The organism is Pseudomonas sp. G34 (assembly GCF_031119625.1).
Classification (GTDB): Bacteria; Pseudomonadota; Gammaproteobacteria; order Pseudomonadales; family Pseudomonadaceae; genus Aquipseudomonas.
Map to the genome: position 1 here is coordinate 129,053 of NZ_JAVHZV010000023.1, position 20,953 is coordinate 150,005.

Genomic DNA, 20,953 nt, shown 5'->3' on the forward strand with positions numbered 1-20,953 from the left:
TGAATAAAAGATTCAAGCAAGCGGGCTTTACGCTGATCGAGATCATGGTGGTGGTGGTCATCCTCGGCATCCTTGCCGCGCTGATCGTCCCGCAGGTGATGAGCCGTCCGGATCAGGCCAAGATCACCGTCGCCAGCGGTGACGTCAAAGCGATTTCAGCCGCGTTGAACATGTACAAGCTCGACAACTTCGCCTACCCGAGCACCCAGCAGGGGCTCGAAGCCCTGGTGAAAAAGCCCAGCGGCAATCCGGCACCGAAGAACTGGAACAAGGACGGCTACCTTGCACGCCTGCCGGTCGATCCATGGGGCAATCCCTATCAGTACCTGGCCCCGGGTACCAAAGGCCCGTTCGACCTGTACTCGCTGGGCGCTGACGGTAAAGAGGGTGGCACCGACAGCGACGCCGATATCGGTAACTGGGAAAACTGAGCATAAATGCGCCAGGCCCGCGGCTTTACTCTGATCGAATTGCTGGTGGTGCTGGTCATCATCGGCACCATGGTCAGCATGGCGGTGCTGTCCATCGGCAGCAGCAGTGGTAGCCGCGAGTTGCGTAACGAAGCCGAGCGCCTGGCCGCGCTGATCGGCGTGTTGGCCGACGAGGCCGTGCTCGATGGCCAGGAATACGGCCTGCGGGTCACGCCCGAGAGTTATCAGGTGCTGATCTATGACAGCCTCTCCGGTACATGGAGCGAGGCCGACAGCCAGAAGGAACACCGTGCCCCGGCCAGCCTGCGCCTTACTCTGGAGCTGGACGGCGAAGCACTCAAGTTGCCCGAGCCTGAGGTGCAGGACGATCAGCCCGGCCTGGCCAGCAACCGCGAGGAAAAGAAAGAACCCCTGGTGCCGCAACTGCTGATTCTCTCCAGTGGCGAGCTCTCGCCGTTTCGCCTGCGCCTCGAAGAGCGCCGCGCCGGCGGCAATGCCTATGCCTTGGCGAGTGACGGCTACCAGTTGCCCAGTGTCGATATGGACGACCGTCCATGAGCCGTCAGCGCGGTTTTACCCTGCTTGAAGTACTGGTTGCCCTGGCGATTTTCGCCACTGTAGCCGCCTCGGTGCTGACCGCCAGCAGCCGCAGCCTTATCGTGGCCCAGCAACTGGAGGCCAAGACCCTGGCTGGCTGGATTGCCGAAAACCGCGTGAGCGAACTGCAATTGAAATTCCCCACGCCCGGTGAGGGCCGTGAAGACAAGAGCCTGGAGTACGGTGGCCGCCAGTGGGAAACCCACAGTGAAGTGGAGAGCACCAGTGACAAGGGTATGCGCCGCGTCACCGTATGGGTGGCTCCCAAGGCCGAGCGTGGCAGCAGCGGCCCGGTGAAAGAGCGCTCGGTGCACAGTCTGGTCGGTTTTCTCGTGGTGCGTAGCTGATGTGCCGTCAGCGCGGCTTCACTCTGCTGGAGGTGATGATCGCCGTGGCGATCTTTTCCCTGCTGGCCATGGGCACCTACCGCATGCTTTCCACCGTGCTGAAGACCGATGAGGCGACCCGTCAGCACGAGCGCGACCTGCGCGAACTGAGCCGTGCCTTCGCCTCGCTGGATCGTGACATCAACCAGACCCTCAATCGCAGCGTGCGCGATGCCTATGGTGACGAGCGCGCCACGTTACTTGGCGAGTTGGGTGCCAGCGATGGCAATGCGGCGCTGGAGTTCAGCCGCAACGGCTGGCGCAACCCGCTGGGTGGTGCGCGAGCCCAAGTACAGCGAGTGCGCTGGCGCCTGGCTGGAGAAACCCTGGAACGCCTGTATTGGAACGTGCTCGACCAGGCGGTCGATAGCCAGCCACGGGTGCAGAAGGTGCTTACCGGTGTGCAGTCGATGAACCTGCGGTTTCTCGACGATCAGGGTCAGTGGCAGGAGCAGTGGCCGCCTAGCCAGGGCAATTTCAGCGCGGAAGATGCGAAAAAGCGCATGCCCCTGGCGCTCGAGGTGAAGATCGAACACCGTCACTACGGCGAGCTCAGCCGCCTGTATCGGCTGCCGGAACCGGCCATGGCGGAGGAAGAGCGTGATGCGCAGCCGCCCGATGGCGAACAACCGGGCGAGGAGGAGCCGGGCGGTACGGCGCCGGCCGAGAAGCCGTCTGATGGCGAAAGTGGCGTCGGCGACAACGGAGCCCCGCAGTGAAGCGCCAGCGCGGTGTAGCCCTGATTACCGTATTGCTGGTGGTGACCATCGTCACCCTGGTGTGCGCCGGCTTGATTGCCCGCCAGCAATTGTCGATTCGCAATGCCGGCAATCAGTTGGCGATCAGCCAGGCCTGGCAATACGCCCTGGGCGGCGAGGCGCTTGGGCAGGCGGTGCTGCTGCGCGATCTGAAAGCCCCGGGCGTCGATCCTCGCGCCACCATCGACCACCCTCTAGAAAGTTGGGCCAAGCCGCTCCCGGTATTTCCCATCGATGGAGGCGAAATAGGCGTCGCCATCGAGGACCTTGCCGGGCGCTTCAACCTCAACAGCCTGGTGCAGGACGAGCGCCGTAATGACCTGGCGGTAAAACGCTTCCAGCGTCTACTGCTGCGCCTAAAGATCGACGAGCCCTATGCCGAGCGGCTGGTCGACTGGCTCGACAAGGATCAGGAGCCCACAGGTGAATATGGTGCAGAAGACAATCATTATCTGCTCATGCAGCCACCCTATCGCACCGCCGGCCATGAGATGCAGGACATCTCCGAGCTGCGTCTGCTGCAGGGCATGACCGAGCAGCATTACCGCCGCTTGCTGCCTTACGTCGCGGTGCTGCCAGGCAAGGTGCCGCTCAACGTCAACACCGCCAGCGCCATGGTGCTATCCAGCCTGGGCGATAGCCTGGACCCTGCATCGGCCCAAAGCCTGCTCGCCGGGCGGGGCCGTGAAGGTTACAAGGAGTTGCGCAGCTTCCTCGATCAGCCGGCCCTGGCCGGCACCGGGGTGACGGCCGCCGGCCTGGGAGTGGGCAGCGCCTATTATCAGGTGCGCAGCGAAGTACGTCTGGGCGACCGCCGCTTGGTATTGCTCAGCACCCTGCAACGCGACCCCAAGGGCGTGGTGCGGGTGCTGCGCCGAGACACGGGCCAGCCGGGCTACTTGAGCCCGGTAGCCGAGCCATCTGGAGAATGACCATGGACTGCCTTTTCTTGCCCGCTGCCGTTGGCCGCAAATTGGGCGAGCAGAGCCTGATGTATTGGCAGCGCGAAAATGGCGACGGCCAGTGGTTGTCCGCCGAGGAGTGCGCACAGAGCCTGGAGGGGCGACCGGTAGCACTGGTATTGCCGATGGAAGTGGCCAGTGCGTTTCTGATCGGCCTGCCTACGCAAAAGGCGCGTTGGATGCGCCAGGCACTGCCATACGCGGTGGAGGAGTTGCTGGCCGAAGAGGTCGAACTCTTCCACCTGGCCCTTGGTGAAATGACCAGCGACGGGCGCTACCGAGTATTTGCGATACGCCGTGCCCTGCTCGGTGGCTGGCTGGACGACCTGCAGGCGCTGCAACTGAACATCGCCGCCATCTATCTGGACGCCGATCTGCTGCCCCGGGACGGTGAGCAGGCTCTGCAACTGGGCGAGCGCGTGTTGCTCGGTGGTGAACTGGAGGCACGTCTGGCCGTCGCGGCCGAGCGCTGGCCGCAGTTTCGCAATTTCTGCGGCACCCTGGTGCAGCCCAGCATTAGCGATGCGCCTTACCACTTGCTCGCTCAGGGCCGCGCCCATGCAGTCGATCTCGCGCAGGGCGAGTTCGCGCCGCGCAGCGACAACAAGGCCTGGGCTATCTGGCGGCCGTTCGTTGCCGTGCTGGGGCTGTGGGCGTTGTGCTACGTCGGCTTCGGCATGGTTCAGGCCTGGCAGCTGGAGCGCCAAGGCGATGCCTACAATGCCGCCAGTGTGGCGCTGTACAAGGAGCTGTTCCCCGAGGATCAGCGCATCGTCAACCTCCGAGCGCAGTTCGCCGAGCACCTGAATCAGGGCCAGCGCAGTGAAGGCGGATTCATCAACATGCTGGAGCAGGCTTCAGTTGCCATTGCCGAGGCCAAGTCGCCGTTGTCGGTTGTGCAGGTGGATTACAGTCAGGTGCGTGGCGATCTGGCCTTGCAGGTGCGCGCCAAGGATTTCGCCGCACTGGAGCAATTGCGCCAGCGCCTGGTGGAAGGGGGGCTGAAGGTGCAATTGGGGTCTGCCAGCCGTGAAGAGCAGGGCATTACCGCCCGTGTAGTGCTGGGAGGTGGTGCATGAAGGCCCTGGCTTTGTGGAAAGAACAAACGCTGGCCCAGCTGCGGCAATCGCCCCTGATCCAGCGCTGGCAGCACCTGCCCAGCCGTGAGCGCCTGGCGCTGTCGGTGCTGGCCGGGTTCCTCGCCCTGACGCTGCTCTACGTGATGGTCTGGCAACCGCTCGTCAAACGTCTGGACCGAGCCCGAGAGTACTACCAGAGCCAGCAGGTGCTCTACACCTACATCCAGGAGAACGCTTCCAAGGTTCGCGGAGCGGGCGCTGCCAAGGTGACGCTCGAGCCCGAGCAATTGCAGGGCCTGGTGACCGCCACCGCCCAGCAGCGCGGCTTGCCCCTGGAACGCCTGGACAACGATAGCGGCGGGCTGCTGATCTCCATGGCCAAGGTGCCGTTCGAACCGCTACTGTTGTGGCTCAGCGACTTGCAGAGCAAAGGCGTGCGTCTGAGTGACGTCAACCTTGATCGTGCGGACACCGGCAAGGTCGACGCCCGAATAACCTTGCAGGCAGGGCAATGATCGGAAGGGTGAAGCTACGTTAGTGACACCCGTTTTTTTGAAGGTGAAGTAAACGGTTCGAGTCCATGTGGGCCCACCATTTCTAAAGCCGCGCACTGCGCGGCTTTTGTATTTATGCCGCGCGCCGTAACTGCCATCCGCACCACCCAGCCACTTTCCTGAACCTTTCCCACACTCACCCAGTCGGCTTTAGAACCGCCGCGTTCCGCGGCGCCGGCACAGGATGCGTGTTATGCGAGACCGCACCAGCAGGATCGCCACTTCACCGCTACACGTCGAACAGCTATGGCAGCGTTACCAGCGCGTGCGCGCCGCCAGTGAACGGCTCTGCGAGCCGTTGGAGGCCGAGGATTATGTGATCCAGAGCATGCCCGATGTCAGCCCGCCAAAATGGCACCTGGCCCATGTCACCTGGTTCTTCGAGGCCTTTGTGCTGCAGCCCTTCCTGCCGGGCTATCGCCCGCTGGACGAGCGCTACGACCATCTCTTCAATTCCTACTACAAGACCCACGGCACGCCCTTCGAGCGGGCGCGGCGGGGGTTGTTGTCGCGGCCGACGGTGAGCGAGGTGTATGCCTATCGCAGCCATGTCGATCTGGGCATGGAGCAGCTGTTCAGCCAGCGTGGCGGTGAGCTGCCCGACGAGGTGCTGCAGCGGGTCGAGCTGGGGTTGGAGCACGAGCAGCAGCACCAGGAGCTGCTGCTGATGGATATCAAGCACATCCTGGCGCAGAACCCGTTGCGCCCGGTTTACCGTCACGACCTCAAACCGAGCAATGCCGCTGCGCCCGAGCTGCGCTGGATTCAATTCCCCGCCGGGCTGCGCCATGTCGGCCATAGTGGCGAGGGTTTTGCCTTCGATTGCGAGCGACCGCAGCACCGGGTGTTCGCCGAGGCCTTCCAGCTCGCCAGCCGGCCGGTGAGCAATGGCGAATATCTCGAGTTCATCCGCGCTGGCGGTTACCGCAGCACCGCGCTGTGGCTGGCGGACGGTTGGGATCATATCCAGCGTGCCGGCTGGCAGGCGCCGCTGTATTGGCAGCGCGAGGGCGACACCTGGCTGGAGCTGACCCTGGGCGGCCCGCGCGAGTTGGACCTCGATGCGCCGGTCTGCCACCTCAGCTACTTCGAGGCCGAGGCCTTCGCCACCTGGGCGCAGGCGCGCTTGCCCCGCGAGGAGGAGTGGGAAGTGGCTGCACAGGACGAGCCGCTGTGGGGCAACTTCGTCGAGAACGATCACCTGCAGCCGGTGGCCGCGGAGGCGGGAGAGGGGCTGCAGCAGCTGTATGGCGACGTCTGGGAGTGGACCGCCAGCGCCTACCGGCCGTACCCCGGCTTCCGGCCGCTGGGCGGTAGCCTGGGTGAGTACAACGGCAAGTTTATGTCCGGGCAGATGGTGTTGCGCGGCGGCAGCTGCGCCACCCCGGAAGACCATGTGCGGCCCACCTATCGCAACTTCTTCTACCCCACCATGCGCTGGCAGTTCTCCGGCCTGCGCCTGGCCAAGGAGCTCTGAGCATGGCGTTGGCAATCCGTACCCAGGCACAATCCCAGAGCCCGGAGAAGCAGGCGCTGCGCGAGGAGGTGCTGCGCGGCTTCGCGGCCAGCCCGAAGGCGATGTCGCCGAAGTTCTTCTACGATCACCGCGGTTCCCAGCTGTTCGAGCTGATCTGCCAGCAGCCGGAGTACTACCCGACGCGCACCGAGGAAACCATCCTGCGCCTGGCGGCAGGCGCCATCGCCGAGCTGGCCGGGCGCAACGCCAGCCTGGTGGAACTGGGCAGTGGCGCCAGCCGCAAGATTCGTTTGCTGCTCGAAGCGCTGCGGCCGGCGCGCTACCTGGGCATCGATATCTCCCGGGAGTTTCTGGATATTTGCACGCGCCGCCTGGCCGCCGACTATCGCTGGCTGGATGTGCACGCGCTGTGCGCCGACTTCAGCCAGCCGCTGAAATTGCCTGCTGAAGCCTTGGGCCAGCGGCCGCTGGCGTTCTTTCCGGGTTCGAGTATCGGCAATTTCGACCCGAGCGAGGCCCGCGCCTTTCTGCGCAACCTGCACCAGGCGCTGCCGGCCGACAGTGGCTTGCTGATCGGTGTGGATCTGGTCAAGGATCGCCAGGTGCTGGAGCGTGCCTATAACGATGCGGCAGGGGTGACCGCGCTGTTCAACCTCAACCTGCTCGAACGTATCCGCAGCGAACTGGACAGCGACATCGACCCGCAGCGCTTCGAGCACCGGGCTTTTTATAACGAGCAGGCGTCGCGCATCGAGATGCACCTGGTCAGCCGGCAGGCGCAGCAGGTGCGTATCGAAGGCCGTGTGTTCCAGTTCGCCGCCGGCGAAACCCTGCACACGGAGAACTCGTACAAATACACGCCCGGCGGCTTCTGTGCCTTGGCTGGCGAATGCGGCTTTGCCTCGGTGGCCATGTGGCGTGACCCGGCGCAGCTGTTCAGCGTGCACTTCCTGCGTCGGCAATGAAGGGCGCGGCGCCGCGATCGATAGCGGCGCGTGCGTTTGCTGCCGTTATACCGGTACGTCCTGGCGGTTCTGGCGCCAGGGCGGCGCCGAATCAGGCCAACGGCCGTTCCAAGCCCCATGCGCAGGCAGTGCCTGGTCATGGATGTTGGCTGGGACGTGCTGTGAACCAGACGCTGGTACTGACAGGCATTCGGCTTTAGTCTGACGCGATGACCACTATTGCTCCATTGTCCGACCGCTCCCCACAGGAACGCATCATCGTGGCCGATGATCACCCGGTTTTCCGCGAGGGGCTTAGCCGCATCGCGCAGCGGGTGTTTCCCCATGCCTGCATTCTCGAGGCCGGCGATATGGACGAGGTGCTGGCCCTGGCCACTGCCGGTGCGCCGCCCAGCCTGTTCATGCTCGACCTGCTGTTCCCCGGGCAATCACCGCAGGCCATTGGCGGCTTGCGTCAGCGCTTCACGCGCAGCTCCATCGTGATCGTGTCGATGGTCGACAACCGCGAGTTGATCGACGAGGTGATGGCGGCGGGGGCCGATGGCTTCATCGGCAAGGCCACACCGCCCGACGAGATCGCCGAAGCGTTGCGGGCGGTGCGTGACGGGGAGTTCGTGCTGACCCTGGGGCCACCCGGCGTGCCGGCCTTCGCCGAGGCGCGGCATTTGCTGGAGCAGCTGACGCCGCGGCAGCAGGATGTGCTGCGCCTGCTGGTGCGCGGCCTGGCCAACAAGGAAATCGCCCGCGAATTGGATATCTCGCCCTTTACCGTGCGCATCCACGTGTCGGCGCTGATGCGTACGCTGGATGTCAGTAGCCGCGCCGCGGCAGCGGCCATGGGCGCCAAGGCCGGCCTACGCTAGGCCGCCTGAGCCTTGAGTTTCAGCGCTACCAGCAGGGAGCGCAGTTCGGCCGGTTGCACGGGCTTGGAAAGGATCGGAATCTGCTCGTCGCCCACCGCTTCCTGCACGCGGCGCACGTCGTGGCCGGTCATGATGATGGCCGGTACCTGGCGGGCGGCGAGGGCGCGCACATGGGCGATGCAGTCGGCACCGGAGGCTTCCAGGCCGAGGTCGAAGTCGGTCACCACCAGGTCGATCTCCGCCGCCACCTCGGGCAGCGAGGTGTAGGTGTCGACCACGCAACCCCATTTCTTCAGCAGGGTGGCGGTGGCCAGCAGCACGTTCTGGTCATCCTCGATCAGGCACACGCGCAGGCCGTTGAGCATGCTCGGCGCCTGGGGCCTGGCGGATTGCGCAGGCGCCTGCTCGGCGGGCGCGCTGGCCAGTTGCAGGCCGTCGATGGCGGCCAGGGTGCCTTTGCCTTCCACGGAGCGGATGCGCACCTGCAGGTTCATCAGTTTGCCCAGGCGGCGCACGATGGTCAGCCCCAGGCCCATGCCTTCGACGTCGCTGTCGCGGGCTTGGCGCACCCGGTAGAACTCCTCGAAGATGTTGTCCAGGTGCGCCTCGGCGATGCCGCGGCCCTTGTCGTAGAGCTCGATGGACAGGTTGGTGCCACGCCGCCGGCAGCCGATCAGCATGGGCTGGCCGGGGGCGTACTTGAGGGCGTTGGAGAGCAGGTTCTGCAGCATGGTGGTCAGCAGGCCCTGGTCGGCGAGCACATGCACGTCCGGGCAGTGCAGGCGGATCTGCACGCCAGCCCAGCGCGCCGCTTCGGTGTTCTGCTGGATCAACTGGCGCAGCAGGCCCTGCAGCGGCAGCGGTTCCAGGTGCGCGACCACTTTGCCGCTGTCCAGCGAGTACATGTCGAGGATCGAGCGGAACAGGCGGGCGACGCTGTTCAGGGACTTGTCGATATTCTCCACCAGGCGGTGCTGCTCGCCGTCCAGGCTGCTGTCGCGCAGGCAGGCGGTGAACAGGCTGATGGAGTGGATGGGCTGGCGCAGGTCGTGGCTGGCCTGGGCGAGAAACTGCGACTTGGCACGGTTGGCGGCCTGCTCGGCCTCGGCGGCCAGGCGCGAGCGCTTGAGCAGGGCGTGCATATAGGCCGGCACCATCAGGGTGGTGAGCAGCATGGTGACGATCAGGTAGGGCTGCGACTGCCAGTAGGCCGAGGTGCCGGCGATGATCAGCAGCGACAGGGTGGCGAGAATGGTCGCCACCAGCAGGTAGCTGGAGCCGTAGCGCAGGCCGTAGCCCACCGTCACCCAGATCAGGATGGCGTAGATCGGCAGCATCGGCTCGCCGCCAAAGGCGATGGCCACGGTGATACAGGTGTAGTCGCCCAGCATGGTCAGCACGCGGCGCACCGGATAGTGCCCGGGGCGCCGGCGGATATCGATCCACAGGGCCAGGGAGGCGGTCATGAACAGCGCCCCGAGCAGCAGAATCGAGCCGGCCAGGACGTTGTCGATGGCCGAGCGCAGATGCATCAGCAGGGTGTAGCCGAGCGCTATGGGCGCGATGACCAGGCGTACCACCGCCTGGGCGCGTTCGACGTCGTATTGCGGAGAAGCGGTGGCCAGCATGACGGTTCCCGGTGCGCTGCTGCGGATATCCACTCACCATAGGCCGCCGCCGCTTGGCGGTGCAAGGCGTGGGTGGGGGGTAAAGTGCCTTTAGCACATCCGTACTATTTCGCCAGGCCGGCACGCTTTCTAGAATCCCCGACATCGCTTCGGCACCGGGCCGGAGCCCAGTGACCGAGGGAACTGACATGGGTATCAAAGGAACGCTTGGGGCTATGCTTGTGGCACCGGTACTGGTCAGCCTTGTCGGCTGTCTGCCGCAGAACACGCAAAGCCAGGGCTTGCACAGCTCCCAGGTAGCCGCCAATGGCGCCGCCCCGTGCACGCCAAGCACCTCCGACAACCTGATCTCCACGGGCCGCAGCCTGCTGAGCATTGCCAACTCGGTGCTGGAAACCCAGCAGAGCTTCCAGGGGAATTCGACCACCTACGCGCAGCGCATGGAAGCGGCGGAGAAGGCCCAGAAGGTCAACCAGGGTAACGATGTGCTCAACAACGTCGAGAGCATGACCGCCGGCCTGGGCGCCAGTGCACCGTGCACGGCAGCTGCCGCACCCGCCGCTGCAGCGCGGTGATCGAAGCGGCGGCATAGCCGCATGATCCCCACCTGAAAGACCCGCCGAAAAAACCGCGCCCTTGCGCGGTTTTTTCGTTTGCGGCAGCTGTATGTGCCTGCTGTTCGCGGGCGTGCTCGGAACGGGACGGCAGGCATAAAAAAGCCCGGCATCAGCCGGGCTCTTGGTTTGCAGCGCGGTGGCTTACTTACCGTACACCGGCAGCTTGGCGCAGATGGCCTTGACCTTCTCGCGCACGGCGTCGATCACCGCGTCGTTGTTCAGGTCGGCGAGGATGTCGCAGATCCAGCCAGCCAGTTCGCGGCACTCGGCTTCCTTGAAACCGCGGGTGGTCACGGCCGGGGTGCCGAAGCGCAGGCCCGAGGTCACGAACGGTGAACGCGGGTCGTTCGGTACCGAGTTCTTGTTGACGGTGATGAAGGCTTTGCCCAGTGCGGCGTCAGCGTCCTTACCGGAGATGTCCTGCTTGATCAGCGAGAGCAGGAACAGGTGGTTCTCGGTGCCGCCGGAGACCACGTCGAAGCCGCGCTCGATGAACACGCTGGCCATGGCCTTGGCGTTTTTCACGACCTGCTGCTGGTAGGTCTTGAACTCGGGCTGCAGCGCTTCCTTGAAGCAGATCGCCTTGGCGGCGATGACGTGCTCCAGTGGGCCGCCCTGGGCGCCCGGGAATACCGCGGAGTTGAGCTTCTTCTCGATCTCGGCGTTGGCCTTGGCGAGAATCAGGCCGCCGCGCGGGCCACGCAGGGTCTTGTGGGTGGTGGTGGTGACCACGTCGGCGAACGGCACCGGGTTCGGGTACACGCCAGCGGCCACCAGGCCGGCCACGTGGGCCATGTCGACGAACAGGTAAGCACCGACCTTGTCGGCGATGGCGCGGAAGCGCGGGAAGTCCAGCACCTGGGAGTAGGCGCTGAAGCCGGCCACGATCATCTTCGGCTTGTGCTCGACGGCCAGGCGCTCGACTTCGTCGTAATCGATCAGGCCGTTGCCGTCGATGCCGTACTGCACGGCGTTGTACAGCTTACCGGAGGAGGAAACGCTGGCGCCGTGGGTCAGGTGACCGCCGTGGGCCAGGCTCATGCCCAGGATGGTGTCACCGGCGCTCAGCAGGGCCAGGTAGACAGCGGCATTGGCTTGCGAACCGGCATGCGGCTGGACGTTGGCATAGTCGGCGCCGAACAGCTCCTTGGCCCTGTCTATGGCAAGCTGCTCGACCACGTCGACGTGCTCGCAACCACCGTAGTAACGCTTGCCCGGGTAGCCTTCGGCGTACTTGTTGGTCAGCACGCTACCCTGGGCTTCCATCACCGCTGGGCTGGTGTAGTTTTCCGAGGCGATCAGCTCGATGTGCTCTTCCTGGCGCAGAGCTTCTTGCTGCATGGCGTCGAAGAGCTCGGCGTCGTACTTGGCAATGGTCAAATCACGGCTGAACATGGCAATCCCCTGAAAGTCAGCTGGGCGGATGAAATAGGGGGCGGATTCTACCGCATCCGCGCCGACCAGGCATATGAAGCGTGATCATGGCCGGGACAAGTGGCGCTCACCCAGCGGCGCCTGTCACTAGGGTCTGGTGCCGTTTCAGGCAGACCCTAGAGCATGAACAGGCTGCGCCCGCAGAATTGCGCCTCGAACTGGTGGGCGGGCATCGGCCGGCCCAGCAGATAGCCTTGCACTTCGTCGCAGTCGTGGGTGCGCAGGAAGTCGAGCTGCTCCTGGGTCTCCACGCCCTCGGCGATGACCGACATGTTCAGGCTGTGGGCCATGGCGATGATGGCGCGGGCGATCTGCCCGTCCTGCTCGCCCTGGGGCAGGCCGTCGACGAAGCTGCGGTCGATCTTCAGCACGTCGATGGGGAACTGCTTGAGGTAGTTGAGCGACGAGTAGCCGGTGCCGAAGTCGTCGATGGCGATGCACAGGCCCAGGTTCTTCAGGTCGGTGAGGGTCTGCAGCGCGGCGCCGACGTCCTGCATGAGGATGCTCTCGGTCAGCTCCAGCTCCAGGCACGCCGCCGGTATGCGGCTGTCGATCAGGATGCGTTCGATGCGCTGGCGCAGGTCGCCGTCGCTGAACTGGCGGGCCGAGAGGTTCACCGAGACCTTCGGCACGCGGATCTTGTTGTGGTGCCAGATGCTCATCTGCCGGCAGGCCTCGGCCAGCACCCAGTCGCCGACCTGTACCACCAGGCCGAGTTCTTCGAGCACCGGGATGAACGCATCGGGTGCCACCAGGCCGCGCTTGGGATGCTGCCAGCGCAGCAGCGCCTCGACCCCGGTCAGGCGCTTGCCGTTGCCGGAGAACTGCGGTTGGTAATGGAGCAGGAATTCGCCCTGTTCCAGCGCGTGGCGCAGGTCGCCCTCGAGCTCCAGGCGCTCCAGGGCGCTGGCGTTCATGGCTGCCTGGTAGAACTGGAAGTTGTTCTTGCCGCGCTCCTTGGCGTGGTACATCGCCGTGTCGGCGTTCTTCATCAGCTGGCTCGGCTCGTTGCCGTCCTGCGGGCCGAGGGCGATACCGATGCTGGCGGTGACGAAGAACTCGCGACCTTCGAGCACGAAGGCCTGGGCCAGGCTGGCGAGAATCTGCTCGCCCACGTGGATGGCGCGGTGCAGGGCGGCGTCGCGGCTGGCGCTGGAGCGCAGCAGCAGGGTGAATTCGTCGCCGCCCATGCGCGCCACGGTATCGTCCTCGCCCACGCAGGCGGCCAGGCGCACGGCCACGTCCTTGAGCATGCGGTCGCCGGCGGCGTGGCCCAGGGAGTCGTTGATGGGCTTGAAGCGGTCGAGGTCGAGGAACATCAGCACCACCCACTCGCGGTGCCGTTCGGCATGCTGCAGGGCGGTGTGCAGGCGGTCCTGGAACAGCGTGCGGTTGGGCAACTGGGTCAGGGCGTCGTAGTAGGCCAGGCGATGGATGCGTTGCTCGCTGGCCTTGCGCTCGCTGATGTCGCTGAAGAAGCACACGTAGCTGACCAGGTCGCCTTCCTCGTCGTGCACGGCGGTGATGCCGACCCACGCCGGGAAGTTCTCGCCATCGCGGCGCTTGAGCCAGATCTCGCCTTCCCAGGTGCCGCGCTGGTGCAACTGGTTGAGCACGTAATGCAGGTGGGTGCTCTGCTGGCTGTCGGCGGTGAGCATGCCGGGCAACTGGTCGAGCACCTGTTCGGCGCTGTAGCCGCTGACCCGGCTGAAGGCATTGTTGACCTGCACGATGTAGCCCGCCGGGTCGGTAACCAGGATCGCCGCGGTGGAGTGCTCGAACACCGTGGCCGCCATGCGCAGGTCCTTCTCGGCGCGGCGCTGCTGGGTCACGTCGCGGCCCACACCGAGCAGGCCTTCGAACTTGCCATTGTCGTCCCACATCGGCAGCAGGCGCAGCTCGACGGGAACCTTGCGGCCATCGGCGCGCAGGAAGTCGAGGATGAACACCTGAGGGGTGAGGGTCTCACGCAGCTCGTGCATCTGCTGTTGTATGCCGAGGGCGCCGCGGATGCGCTCGAGCAAGGCGTATACCACGGCCAGCTGTTGCGGGTTGGTGGCCAGGCTGCCAAAGCCGTTGGCCTGTACCCATGAGGCCGAATAGCCCAGTACGGTCTGCACCGAAGGGCTGACGTAATTGAGGTTGAGCTGGCTGTCGGTGGAGAAAATCACGTCGCTGATGCTCTCGGCGAGCATGCGGTAGCGGTGCTCGTTCTCGCGCAGCGATTCGTTGCGGGCGATCTGCCCGGTGATGTCCTTGGCCACGCTGATCAGCCGGCTGACCCAGCCATTGGCGTCGCGCGCCAGGGCCTGCTCGGTGATGCTGAACCAGTGCCAGGAACCGTCGCGGTGGCGCACGCGCAGCTGCGATTCGAGGAGCACGCCATCGCCCAGCACGCGTTGCTGGTTGCGCACCCGTTCGTGCAGGTCGTGGTCATCGGGGTGGACGATCAGCTTCCACCAATCGTCGCCCTTGCTCTTTAGCGCGCTGTCGTCGTAACCCAGGCGGCTGGCGAAGTCGTGGTTGCTGAACAGCAGCGTGCGGGAGGGCAGGTCGGTGACGTACAGGGTGTCCGGCACCGCCCGCACCACCTCGGACCAGAAGCGCTCACGCTCGACCAGCGACAGCTCCATGCGCTTGCGGCTGGTGATGTCGCTGATGCTCAGGGCGACCGCGTGCAAATCCTCGGGGCTTTCCGGCAGGCGCATGACCAGCCACAGGTGGCGGGCCATGCCACTGGCGCCGTCGATATGGCTTTCCAGTTCCAGGTGGCCGCCGCCGTCGAGCAGCGCGGCGCTGAGCTGGGCGCGGAAACCATCGGCACGCACCGCGCCGCGGTTGATCAGCTGTTCCCAGGCCTGCTCGGTGCTGCTCACGCCGAGCAGGCGCAGGGCGATCTGGTTGGTTTCGGTGAAGCGCATGTGGCGCAACAGCTCGCCATGGCGCTGCGGATGGGCCTCCAGCCAGGGTTTCAGTTCGGCGCCGCTGTTGAGGCCCTGCTCGCGCAGGAAGTGGTAGAGCCCGGCGAGGTCGAGCACGCACAGGGCGGTGCCGGTGCCATCGAAGATGTCCTGGTAGCGGCGGCGGGTTTCCTGCAGCACACGGGTGGCCTGCTGCTGCTCGGTCACGTCGCGCAGCACCCAGACGAACCCCTGCTGGCGCTCGGCATCACCGAGGTCGCTGCGGCTGATGGTGAACAGGCGGCGCTGGCCGTGCTGGGAGATTTCCACCACGTCGGGGCCCTGATCGCTGTGGAAGGCGGTGGCATGCAGCAGCAACGGATCGAGGCGCGGCAACAGCTCGAGCAGGTGCCACTGGCGCGCGTGCCGGGTGTTGAGGCCGAACATCGCCTCGGCCTGGGGGTTGAGGTAGGTCAGCCGGCCGCTGGCGTCGGTGACCAGTACCCGCTCCTCGATGGCGCCCAGGGCGCTGGCGGCCTGCTGCAGCGAGCGCCGCGAGGCGGCGTTGAGCGCGTGCAGTTGGCCTTGTTCGCGCACCAGGCGATACAGCGCGAACAGGGTGAGCAGGCTGCACAGGGTGAACAGCAGAACCTTGCCGAGCATCTCCGGCAGCACCTGGGCCTGTACCTTGCTGTCGTCCAGCATCGCGCGCAGCTGCCAGTCGGAACCGGGCAGCGCCTGCAGCAGGATGGTCTGCGCCTGGTTGGCCGCCGTGACCGCGGGGTAACTGTCCTGGCGGGCGATGAAACCACGCGAATCGGCGATTACCCGTTGGCTGATGGTGTCTTCCAGAAACCAGGACACATTTTCCTGCGGCGCCTTGAGCAGCCAGTCGTTGAGGGCATCGGCACGCAGCTGCAACGCCCAGTTGCCTTGTTCGATGTGCAGCAGCAGGAAGAGGCGCCCTTCGTCGTGCGGGTCGAAGGCATAGTAGTAGTGCCGGCCGCCGCCGCGGGCGACCAGTTCGCTGAGCGCCTGGCGCTCGGCGGGCGGCAGCGTGCTTCCCGGCAGTGGCTGGCCGCTGGCGTCCAGGCGCGTCAGGCTTTGCAGGCTGGGAAACACCACGCGCAGGTTGTCCAGGTAGCGCTCATGCTGCGCGGCCAGGGAGGATTCTTCGGTGGCGTAGAGAACCGCGCACCCGGCACCGGCCATCGAGGTCATGCTCAGGCTCAGCTGCTTGGCCAGTTGCTCGCTGACCGCCAGGTTGAGTGCGCGCTGGTTGTCCTTGAGCTGGCGAAATTCGAACTGCAGTTGCCAGAGCAGCAGCACCATCAGGCCGAGCACCAGCACGATCAGCGTGCCCTTGAGGGATCGGCGCATCGGCGTGATCGTGGTATCGCGTTGAGGGCGAATGGTTTCGTCGGCTGACACGTGATGACGTCCTGCAACGGCGGGGTCGAGTAGGCAGGTGGTGCTGCGATAAGGGTGTTCAGGGGCGTCCGCTTCCCGGGGCGGCTAGCATGCCATAAATATGGCGAAGTGCCAGCCCAGGCGACGAATGTCGCACACTTGCTACTCTTCCTAGTTTGGCGCAGATCGCCGAAAATGCCCGGTCACCGCCGTACGGCTCGTCTTCTTGATAGAGGTGCCGCCTGCACGGCCTGGCTCGCTCCCCGGCGCGACATTTCTGCGTTTGCTTGCCGCGGCGTCTTGGCATAGGGTGCGCGCCATCGTCGCCATTTATTAGTGAGGTCTGAATTTTGGCTCAATACGTCTACACCATGCATCGGCTGAGCAAGGTCGTGCCGCCGAAGCGCGAGATCCTCAAGAACATTTCGCTGTCGTTCTTCCCAGGCGCCAAGATCGGCGTGCTGGGCCTCAACGGTGCCGGTAAATCGACCCTGCTGCGCATCATGGCCGGCGTGGACAAGGAATTCGACGGCGAAGCCCGGCCGATGCCGGACATCAACGTCGGCTACCTGCCGCAAGAGCCGAAGCTGGACCCGAACAAGACCGTACGTGAAGTGGTCGAGGAAGCGGTCAGCGTGGTCAAGGACGCCCAGGCGCGCCTGGACGAAGTCTACGCCGCCTACGCCGAGCCGGATGCCGACTTCGACAAGCTGGCCGCCGAACAGGCCAAGCTGGAAGCCATCCTGCAGGCCAGCGATGGCCACAACCTGGAGCGCCAGCTGGAAGTGGCTGCCGACGCCCTGCGCTTGCCGCCATGGGAGGCCAAGGTCGAGCACCTGTCCGGTGGCGAGAAGCGCCGCGTGGCGCTGTGCCGCCTGCTGCTGTCGGCGCCCGACATGCTGCTGCTCGACGAGCCGACCAACCACCTGGATGCCGACTCGGTGGCCTGGCTGGAGCGCTTCCTGCACGACTTCCCGGGCACCGTGGTGGCCATTACCCACGACCGTTACTTCCTGGACAACGTCGCCGGCTGGATTCTCGAACTCGACCGCGGCGCGGGCATCCCGTACGAAGGCAACTACTCCGGCTGGCTGGAGGCGAAATCCGACCGTCTGGCCCAGGAGTCCAAGCAGCAGTCGGCCCATGAAAAGGCCATGAAGGAAGAACTGGAGTGGGTGCGCAAAGGCGCCAAGGCCCGCCAGTCGAAATCCAAGGCTCGTCTGCAGCGTTTCGAGGAAATGCAGTCCCAGGAATTCCAGAAACGCGCCGAGACCAACGAGATTTACATCCCGGCCGGGCCGCGCCTGGGCGACAAGGTCATCGAGTTCAAGAACGTCACCAAGGGCTACGGCGACCGCGTACTGGTCGAAGACCTGTCGTTCAGCGTGCCGAAGGGCGCCATCGTCGGCGTGATCGGCGGTAACGGTGCCGGTAAGTCGACCCTGTTCCGCATGCTGATGGGCAAGGAACAGCCGGATTCGGGCAGCATCGAGATCGGCGACACCGTGCAGCTGGCTTGCGTGGACCAGAGCCGTGACGACCTGGACGGCAGCAAGACGGTCTGGGAAGCGGTGTCCGATGGCCTGGACATGATCAAGATCGGCAACTACGAAGTTCCGTCCCGCGGTTACGTGGGCCGCTTCAACTTCAAGGGCGCCGACCAGCAGAAGTTCGTCAAGGACCTCTCCGGTGGTGAGCGTGGCCGCTTGCACCTGGCCCTGACCCTGAAGGAGGGCGCCAACGTCCTGCTGCTCGACGAACCGTCCAACGACCTCGACGTGGAAACCCTGCGTTCGCTGGAAGACGCACTGCTGGACTTCCCGGGCGCCGCCATCGTGATCTCTCACGATCGCTGGTTCCTGGACCGCGTGGCGACCCACATCCTCTCCTACGAGGACGACGGCGTGATCTTCTTCGAAGGCAACTACACCGAGTACGAAGCCGACCGCAAGAAACGCCTCGGCGACGCCGCCGCCCAGCCACACCGGGTACGGCACAAGAAACTGGCGCAGTAAGCGCTGTTGTGGAAAACGGAGCCCAAGGGCTCCGTTTTTTTATGGCTGCGTTTCCTTGGCGCGGTTTCGACTTGCCTCCATTTCGATGACCGTAATGTGGCGGTAGCGGACATTTGTAGGGTGGACGACGCTTCATCCGTCCACCGCTCTGCAATCGCAATGGTGGATGAAAAGAGCGTCATCCACCCTACGCTGGGAACGTCCGCTCTTGTCTTTTTGCCGTCGATCCACCGATCGGTGCAGTACCTGTGGGAGCGGGCGGGGACGCCTAGGCCATGCCCGCGAAAAATAACGGGCATGGCCCGTTCCCACGATAAACACCCATCCACCTTGCGCGCTGTGGCCATTTGATGGGCTGGCGCCCATCCTACATGTCGCCCGCCCCAGGTAGGGGCGCCGCCAGCCCCGCAAAATCGAACGCAAGTACCTGGCGCGGTTTGGCTTGAGCTGGCAAGCCGTGCGGGGCGGGTGATTGTTTTGGTGCGCAGGGAGGCTGGCTTGGTGCGCTGTCAGGCTGGCTAAAAGGCGCTGTTTTTCAGGGTGTATTTATAACAAAGCACCAAAAAGTTTCATAAAGGCGTCATTTTGCCCTTTTTAAGCGCATGGCGTTCTTGCTAGAGTCCCGCCACTTTTCATTGCGCGGCGCAGCAAGACGCCAGGGAGCCTGCCATGAGCACGTCCGTCGACCATTTCCTCGAAGGCCTGAAACAACGCGATCCGCACCAACCAGAATTCCAGCAGGCGGTGGAGGAAGTGCTGCGCAGTTTGTGGCCGTTCCTGCAGGCCAACCCTCGCTATCTGGAGGCGGGCATCGTCGAGCGTCTGGTCGAGCCGGAGCGTACGGTGCTGTTTCGTGTGCCGTGGGTCGATGATGCGGGCAAGGTGCAGGTCAACCGCGGTTTCCGCATTCAGATGAACAGCGCCATTGGCCCCTATAAAGGCGGCCTACGTTTTCACCCGTCCGTGAATCTCGGTGTGCTCAAGTTCCTGGCCTTCGAGCAGACCCTGAAGAACTCCCTGACTTCGCTGCCCATGGGCGGCGGCAAGGGCGGTGCGGACTTCGATCCCAAGGGCAAGAGCGACGCCGAGGTGATGCGCTTCTGTCAGTCGTTCATGACCGAGCTGTACCGGCATATCGGTGCCAACCTCGACGTGCCGGCCGGTGATATCGGCGTGGGTGGTCGCGAGATCGGCTATATGTTCGGCCAGTACAAGCGCCTGGCCAACGAGTTCTCTTCGGTGCTGACCGGCAAGGGCCTTTCCTATGGCGGCAGCCTGATTCGCCCGGAAGCCACCGGCTATGGCTGCGTGTATTTCGCCGAGGAAATGCTCAAGACCTGCGGGCGCAACTTCGACGGCCAGCGCGTGGCCATCTCCGGCTCCGGCAACGTGGCGCAATATGCGGCGCGCAAGGTCATGGATCTGGGCGGCAAGGTGATTTCCTTCTCCGACTCCGAAGGCACGCTGTCTGTGCAGGAGGGCTTCAGCGAGCAGCATTGGCAGGACGTGATGGAGTTGAAAAACCACAAGCGCGGCCGCCTGCGCGAGCTGGACGGTGGCGCGTTGCGCTTCCAGGCCGAACAACGGCCGTGGGGCCTGGCCTGTGATATCGCGCTGCCGTGCGCCACCCAGAATGAGCTGAACCTGGACGACGCCCGCGCGCTGCTGAGCAATGGCTGCGTGTGTGTGGCCGAGGGCGCCAACATGCCGACCACCCTGGACGCGGTGGACCTGTTCATCGAGCACGGCACCCTGTTCGCCCCAGGCAAGGCGTCCAACGCCGGCGGCGTGGCGGTCAGCGGCCTGGAGATGTCGCAGAACGCCATGCGCCTGCACTGGAGCGAAGGCGAGGTGGACGAGAAGCTGCACGGCATCATGCAGTCCATCCACAATGCCTGCGTGCGCCATGGCGAGCAAAACGGCAGCATCAATTACGTCAAGGGCGCCAACATCGCCGGCTTCGTCAAGGTGGCCGACGCCATGCTGGCCCAGGGCGTGGTCTGATCGTCATGGGCGCAGCCGGGCAATCCGGCTGCGCTGCCGTGCCGTATTGCGAATAGCTGGTCGCAAGGTATTGCCACTGTCACATCGCTTAAACACTAGGCGCCGACAATGCCCTCCCGTTGTGGCGCAGGATGGCGCCGCGTTCGTTGAGCGAGTGATGAGAGTGGTGTCATGAAACAGATCCCGGGAATGCTCGAAGGCGCCATGGCCGTTCGCTTCTACCAGAGCGTGCAGGGGCCGTTTCCCATCGAGATCGGTGCGGCAGTGCCGGGCTCGAGCATGTCCGCCATCATCAAACCGGCTGCTGGCCTGGTTGCGCTGGACGCGAGGTGCGAAGAAGCCCTCGGCCTGTCGCTGCTCGAGGCAGAGGCTACCGGCCTGGCCGCCGAGAAGGTCTGCGACCAGCTCAATGCCTTCTACGCCGATCGCCGGGTCAACTGCAGCTGTGTGGCGGAAGTCGAGGCGGTGCTCCATCTGTTCCAATCCTGCGGCATGGAGCTGGAGTTCTCGCTGTCGACCTTGGATGCCGTGGCGCTGTACCTGCCGGCTGCGCCGGCGCTGGACCAGTACCCGGAAAGCATCGCCCGCGACCTGTTCGTGCTGGCCAGGCCGTTCGAGGTTCGGCGTTTGCGCTGAGCGCATGCCGTTGCTCCGCGCGCATCTTTACATTGGTAAAGATGCGAATTCCTAGTACATGACAATCGTTATCGAATAGACTCGCGCCCCTCCGGCACGGTTGCCTTTGCCTGCCTCGTTTTCGCCAAGTCCTGCCTGCCGCTTTTCGGCCATGGGGGATTTGCCTGCCTGATTGCCAGGCTCGAGACATGCGCAGGCCGGCAGCCGGTTCCCTCGTTCGCGGCATCTAGTCTCAGA

Annotated in this window: 17 protein-coding genes; 14 read left to right on the forward strand and 3 right to left on the reverse strand. The window is 64.7% G+C overall.

The features are described from left to right. Positions 1-44: 44 nt before the first annotated feature. The 10 genes from gspG (at position 45) to QYS36_RS15140 (ending at position 8,072) form a co-directional block, all read left to right on the forward strand. On the forward strand, positions 45-431 hold the full coding sequence (gspG, locus tag QYS36_RS15095; RefSeq protein WP_070884678.1) for a type II secretion system major pseudopilin GspG: 387 nt from the start codon (positions 45-47) through the stop codon (positions 429-431). Between the two features lie 6 nt (positions 432-437). Beyond that, positions 438-989 carry a type II secretion system minor pseudopilin GspH gene (gene gspH, locus QYS36_RS15100; protein ID WP_308840257.1) on the forward strand — a complete coding sequence of 184 codons (552 nt, stop codon included), beginning with the start codon at positions 438-440 and terminating at the stop codon, positions 987-989. Then, complete coding sequence (gene gspI, locus QYS36_RS15105; protein ID WP_308840258.1) at positions 986-1,375, forward strand: type II secretion system minor pseudopilin GspI; 390 nt, start codon at positions 986-988, stop codon at positions 1,373-1,375. Before gspH ends, gspI begins: the two co-directional genes overlap by 4 nt. Next, complete coding sequence (gene gspJ, locus QYS36_RS15110; protein ID WP_308840259.1) at positions 1,375-2,133, forward strand: type II secretion system minor pseudopilin GspJ; 759 nt, start codon at positions 1,375-1,377, stop codon at positions 2,131-2,133. The genes gspI and gspJ overlap by 1 nt, the downstream gene beginning before the upstream one ends. Next, on the forward strand, positions 2,130-3,104 hold the full coding sequence (gene gspK, locus QYS36_RS15115; protein ID WP_308840260.1) for a type II secretion system minor pseudopilin GspK: 975 nt from the start codon (positions 2,130-2,132) through the stop codon (positions 3,102-3,104). Before gspJ ends, gspK begins: the two co-directional genes overlap by 4 nt. A 2-nt stretch (positions 3,105-3,106) precedes the next feature. After that, on the forward strand, positions 3,107-4,213 hold the full coding sequence (gspL, locus tag QYS36_RS15120) for a type II secretion system protein GspL (protein ID WP_308840261.1): 1,107 nt from the start codon (positions 3,107-3,109) through the stop codon (positions 4,211-4,213). Then, on the forward strand, positions 4,210-4,728 hold the full coding sequence (locus QYS36_RS15125; RefSeq protein ID WP_308840262.1) for a type II secretion system protein M: 519 nt from the start codon (positions 4,210-4,212) through the stop codon (positions 4,726-4,728). The genes gspL and QYS36_RS15125 overlap by 4 nt, the downstream gene beginning before the upstream one ends. A gap of 232 nt (positions 4,729-4,960) precedes the next feature. Continuing rightward, positions 4,961-6,244, forward strand: coding sequence for an ergothioneine biosynthesis protein EgtB (egtB, locus tag QYS36_RS15130; protein WP_308840263.1), 1,284 nt, complete (start codon positions 4,961-4,963; stop codon positions 6,242-6,244). Positions 6,245-6,246: 2 nt separating this feature from the next. Next, positions 6,247-7,209, forward strand: a complete 963-nt coding sequence (gene egtD / locus QYS36_RS15135; RefSeq protein WP_308840264.1) for an L-histidine N(alpha)-methyltransferase — start codon at positions 6,247-6,249, stop codon at positions 7,207-7,209. A gap of 209 nt (positions 7,210-7,418) precedes the next feature. Beyond that, positions 7,419-8,072: a response regulator transcription factor gene (locus tag QYS36_RS15140; RefSeq protein WP_308840265.1), complete on the forward strand. Its 654-nt coding sequence runs from the start codon at positions 7,419-7,421 to the stop codon at positions 8,070-8,072. Here QYS36_RS15140 and QYS36_RS15145 read toward each other — a convergent pair. Continuing rightward, positions 8,069-9,700: a hybrid sensor histidine kinase/response regulator gene (locus QYS36_RS15145; protein WP_308840266.1), complete on the reverse strand. Its 1,632-nt coding sequence runs from the start codon at positions 9,698-9,700 to the stop codon at positions 8,069-8,071. The genes QYS36_RS15140 and QYS36_RS15145 overlap by 4 nt on opposite strands. A 215-nt stretch (positions 9,701-9,915) precedes the next feature. On the opposite strand from QYS36_RS15145, the gene QYS36_RS15150 reads away from it, so the two are divergent. Next, complete coding sequence (locus QYS36_RS15150; protein ID WP_308840267.1) at positions 9,916-10,275, forward strand: hypothetical protein; 360 nt, start codon at positions 9,916-9,918, stop codon at positions 10,273-10,275. A gap of 183 nt (positions 10,276-10,458) precedes the next feature. Here QYS36_RS15150 and glyA read toward each other — a convergent pair whose 3' ends face one another. Beyond that, positions 10,459-11,712: a serine hydroxymethyltransferase gene (gene glyA / locus QYS36_RS15155; RefSeq protein WP_308840268.1), complete on the reverse strand. Its 1,254-nt coding sequence runs from the start codon at positions 11,710-11,712 to the stop codon at positions 10,459-10,461. A 155-nt stretch (positions 11,713-11,867) separates the two neighbouring features. Beyond that, complete coding sequence (locus QYS36_RS15160; RefSeq protein WP_308840269.1) at positions 11,868-16,031, reverse strand: EAL domain-containing protein; 4,164 nt, start codon at positions 16,029-16,031, stop codon at positions 11,868-11,870. 380 nt (positions 16,032-16,411) lie between these two features. Between QYS36_RS15160 and ettA the strand changes: the two genes are divergently transcribed. The 3 genes from ettA to QYS36_RS15175 all read left to right on the forward strand — a co-directional run bounded on the left by ettA (position 16,412) and on the right by QYS36_RS15175 (position 20,716). Continuing rightward, on the forward strand, positions 16,412-18,076 hold the full coding sequence (gene ettA / locus QYS36_RS15165; RefSeq protein WP_308840270.1) for an energy-dependent translational throttle protein EttA: 1,665 nt from the start codon (positions 16,412-16,414) through the stop codon (positions 18,074-18,076). Between the two features lie 669 nt (positions 18,077-18,745). After that, positions 18,746-20,080: an NADP-specific glutamate dehydrogenase gene (gene gdhA / locus QYS36_RS15170; protein ID WP_308840271.1), complete on the forward strand. Its 1,335-nt coding sequence runs from the start codon at positions 18,746-18,748 to the stop codon at positions 20,078-20,080. A 171-nt stretch (positions 20,081-20,251) separates the two neighbouring features. Further along, the gene (locus tag QYS36_RS15175) at positions 20,252-20,716 is read left to right on the forward strand and encodes a hypothetical protein (protein ID WP_308840272.1); all 465 of its coding nucleotides are present in this window, start codon (positions 20,252-20,254) and stop codon (positions 20,714-20,716) included. Positions 20,717-20,953: the final 237 nt, after the last annotated feature.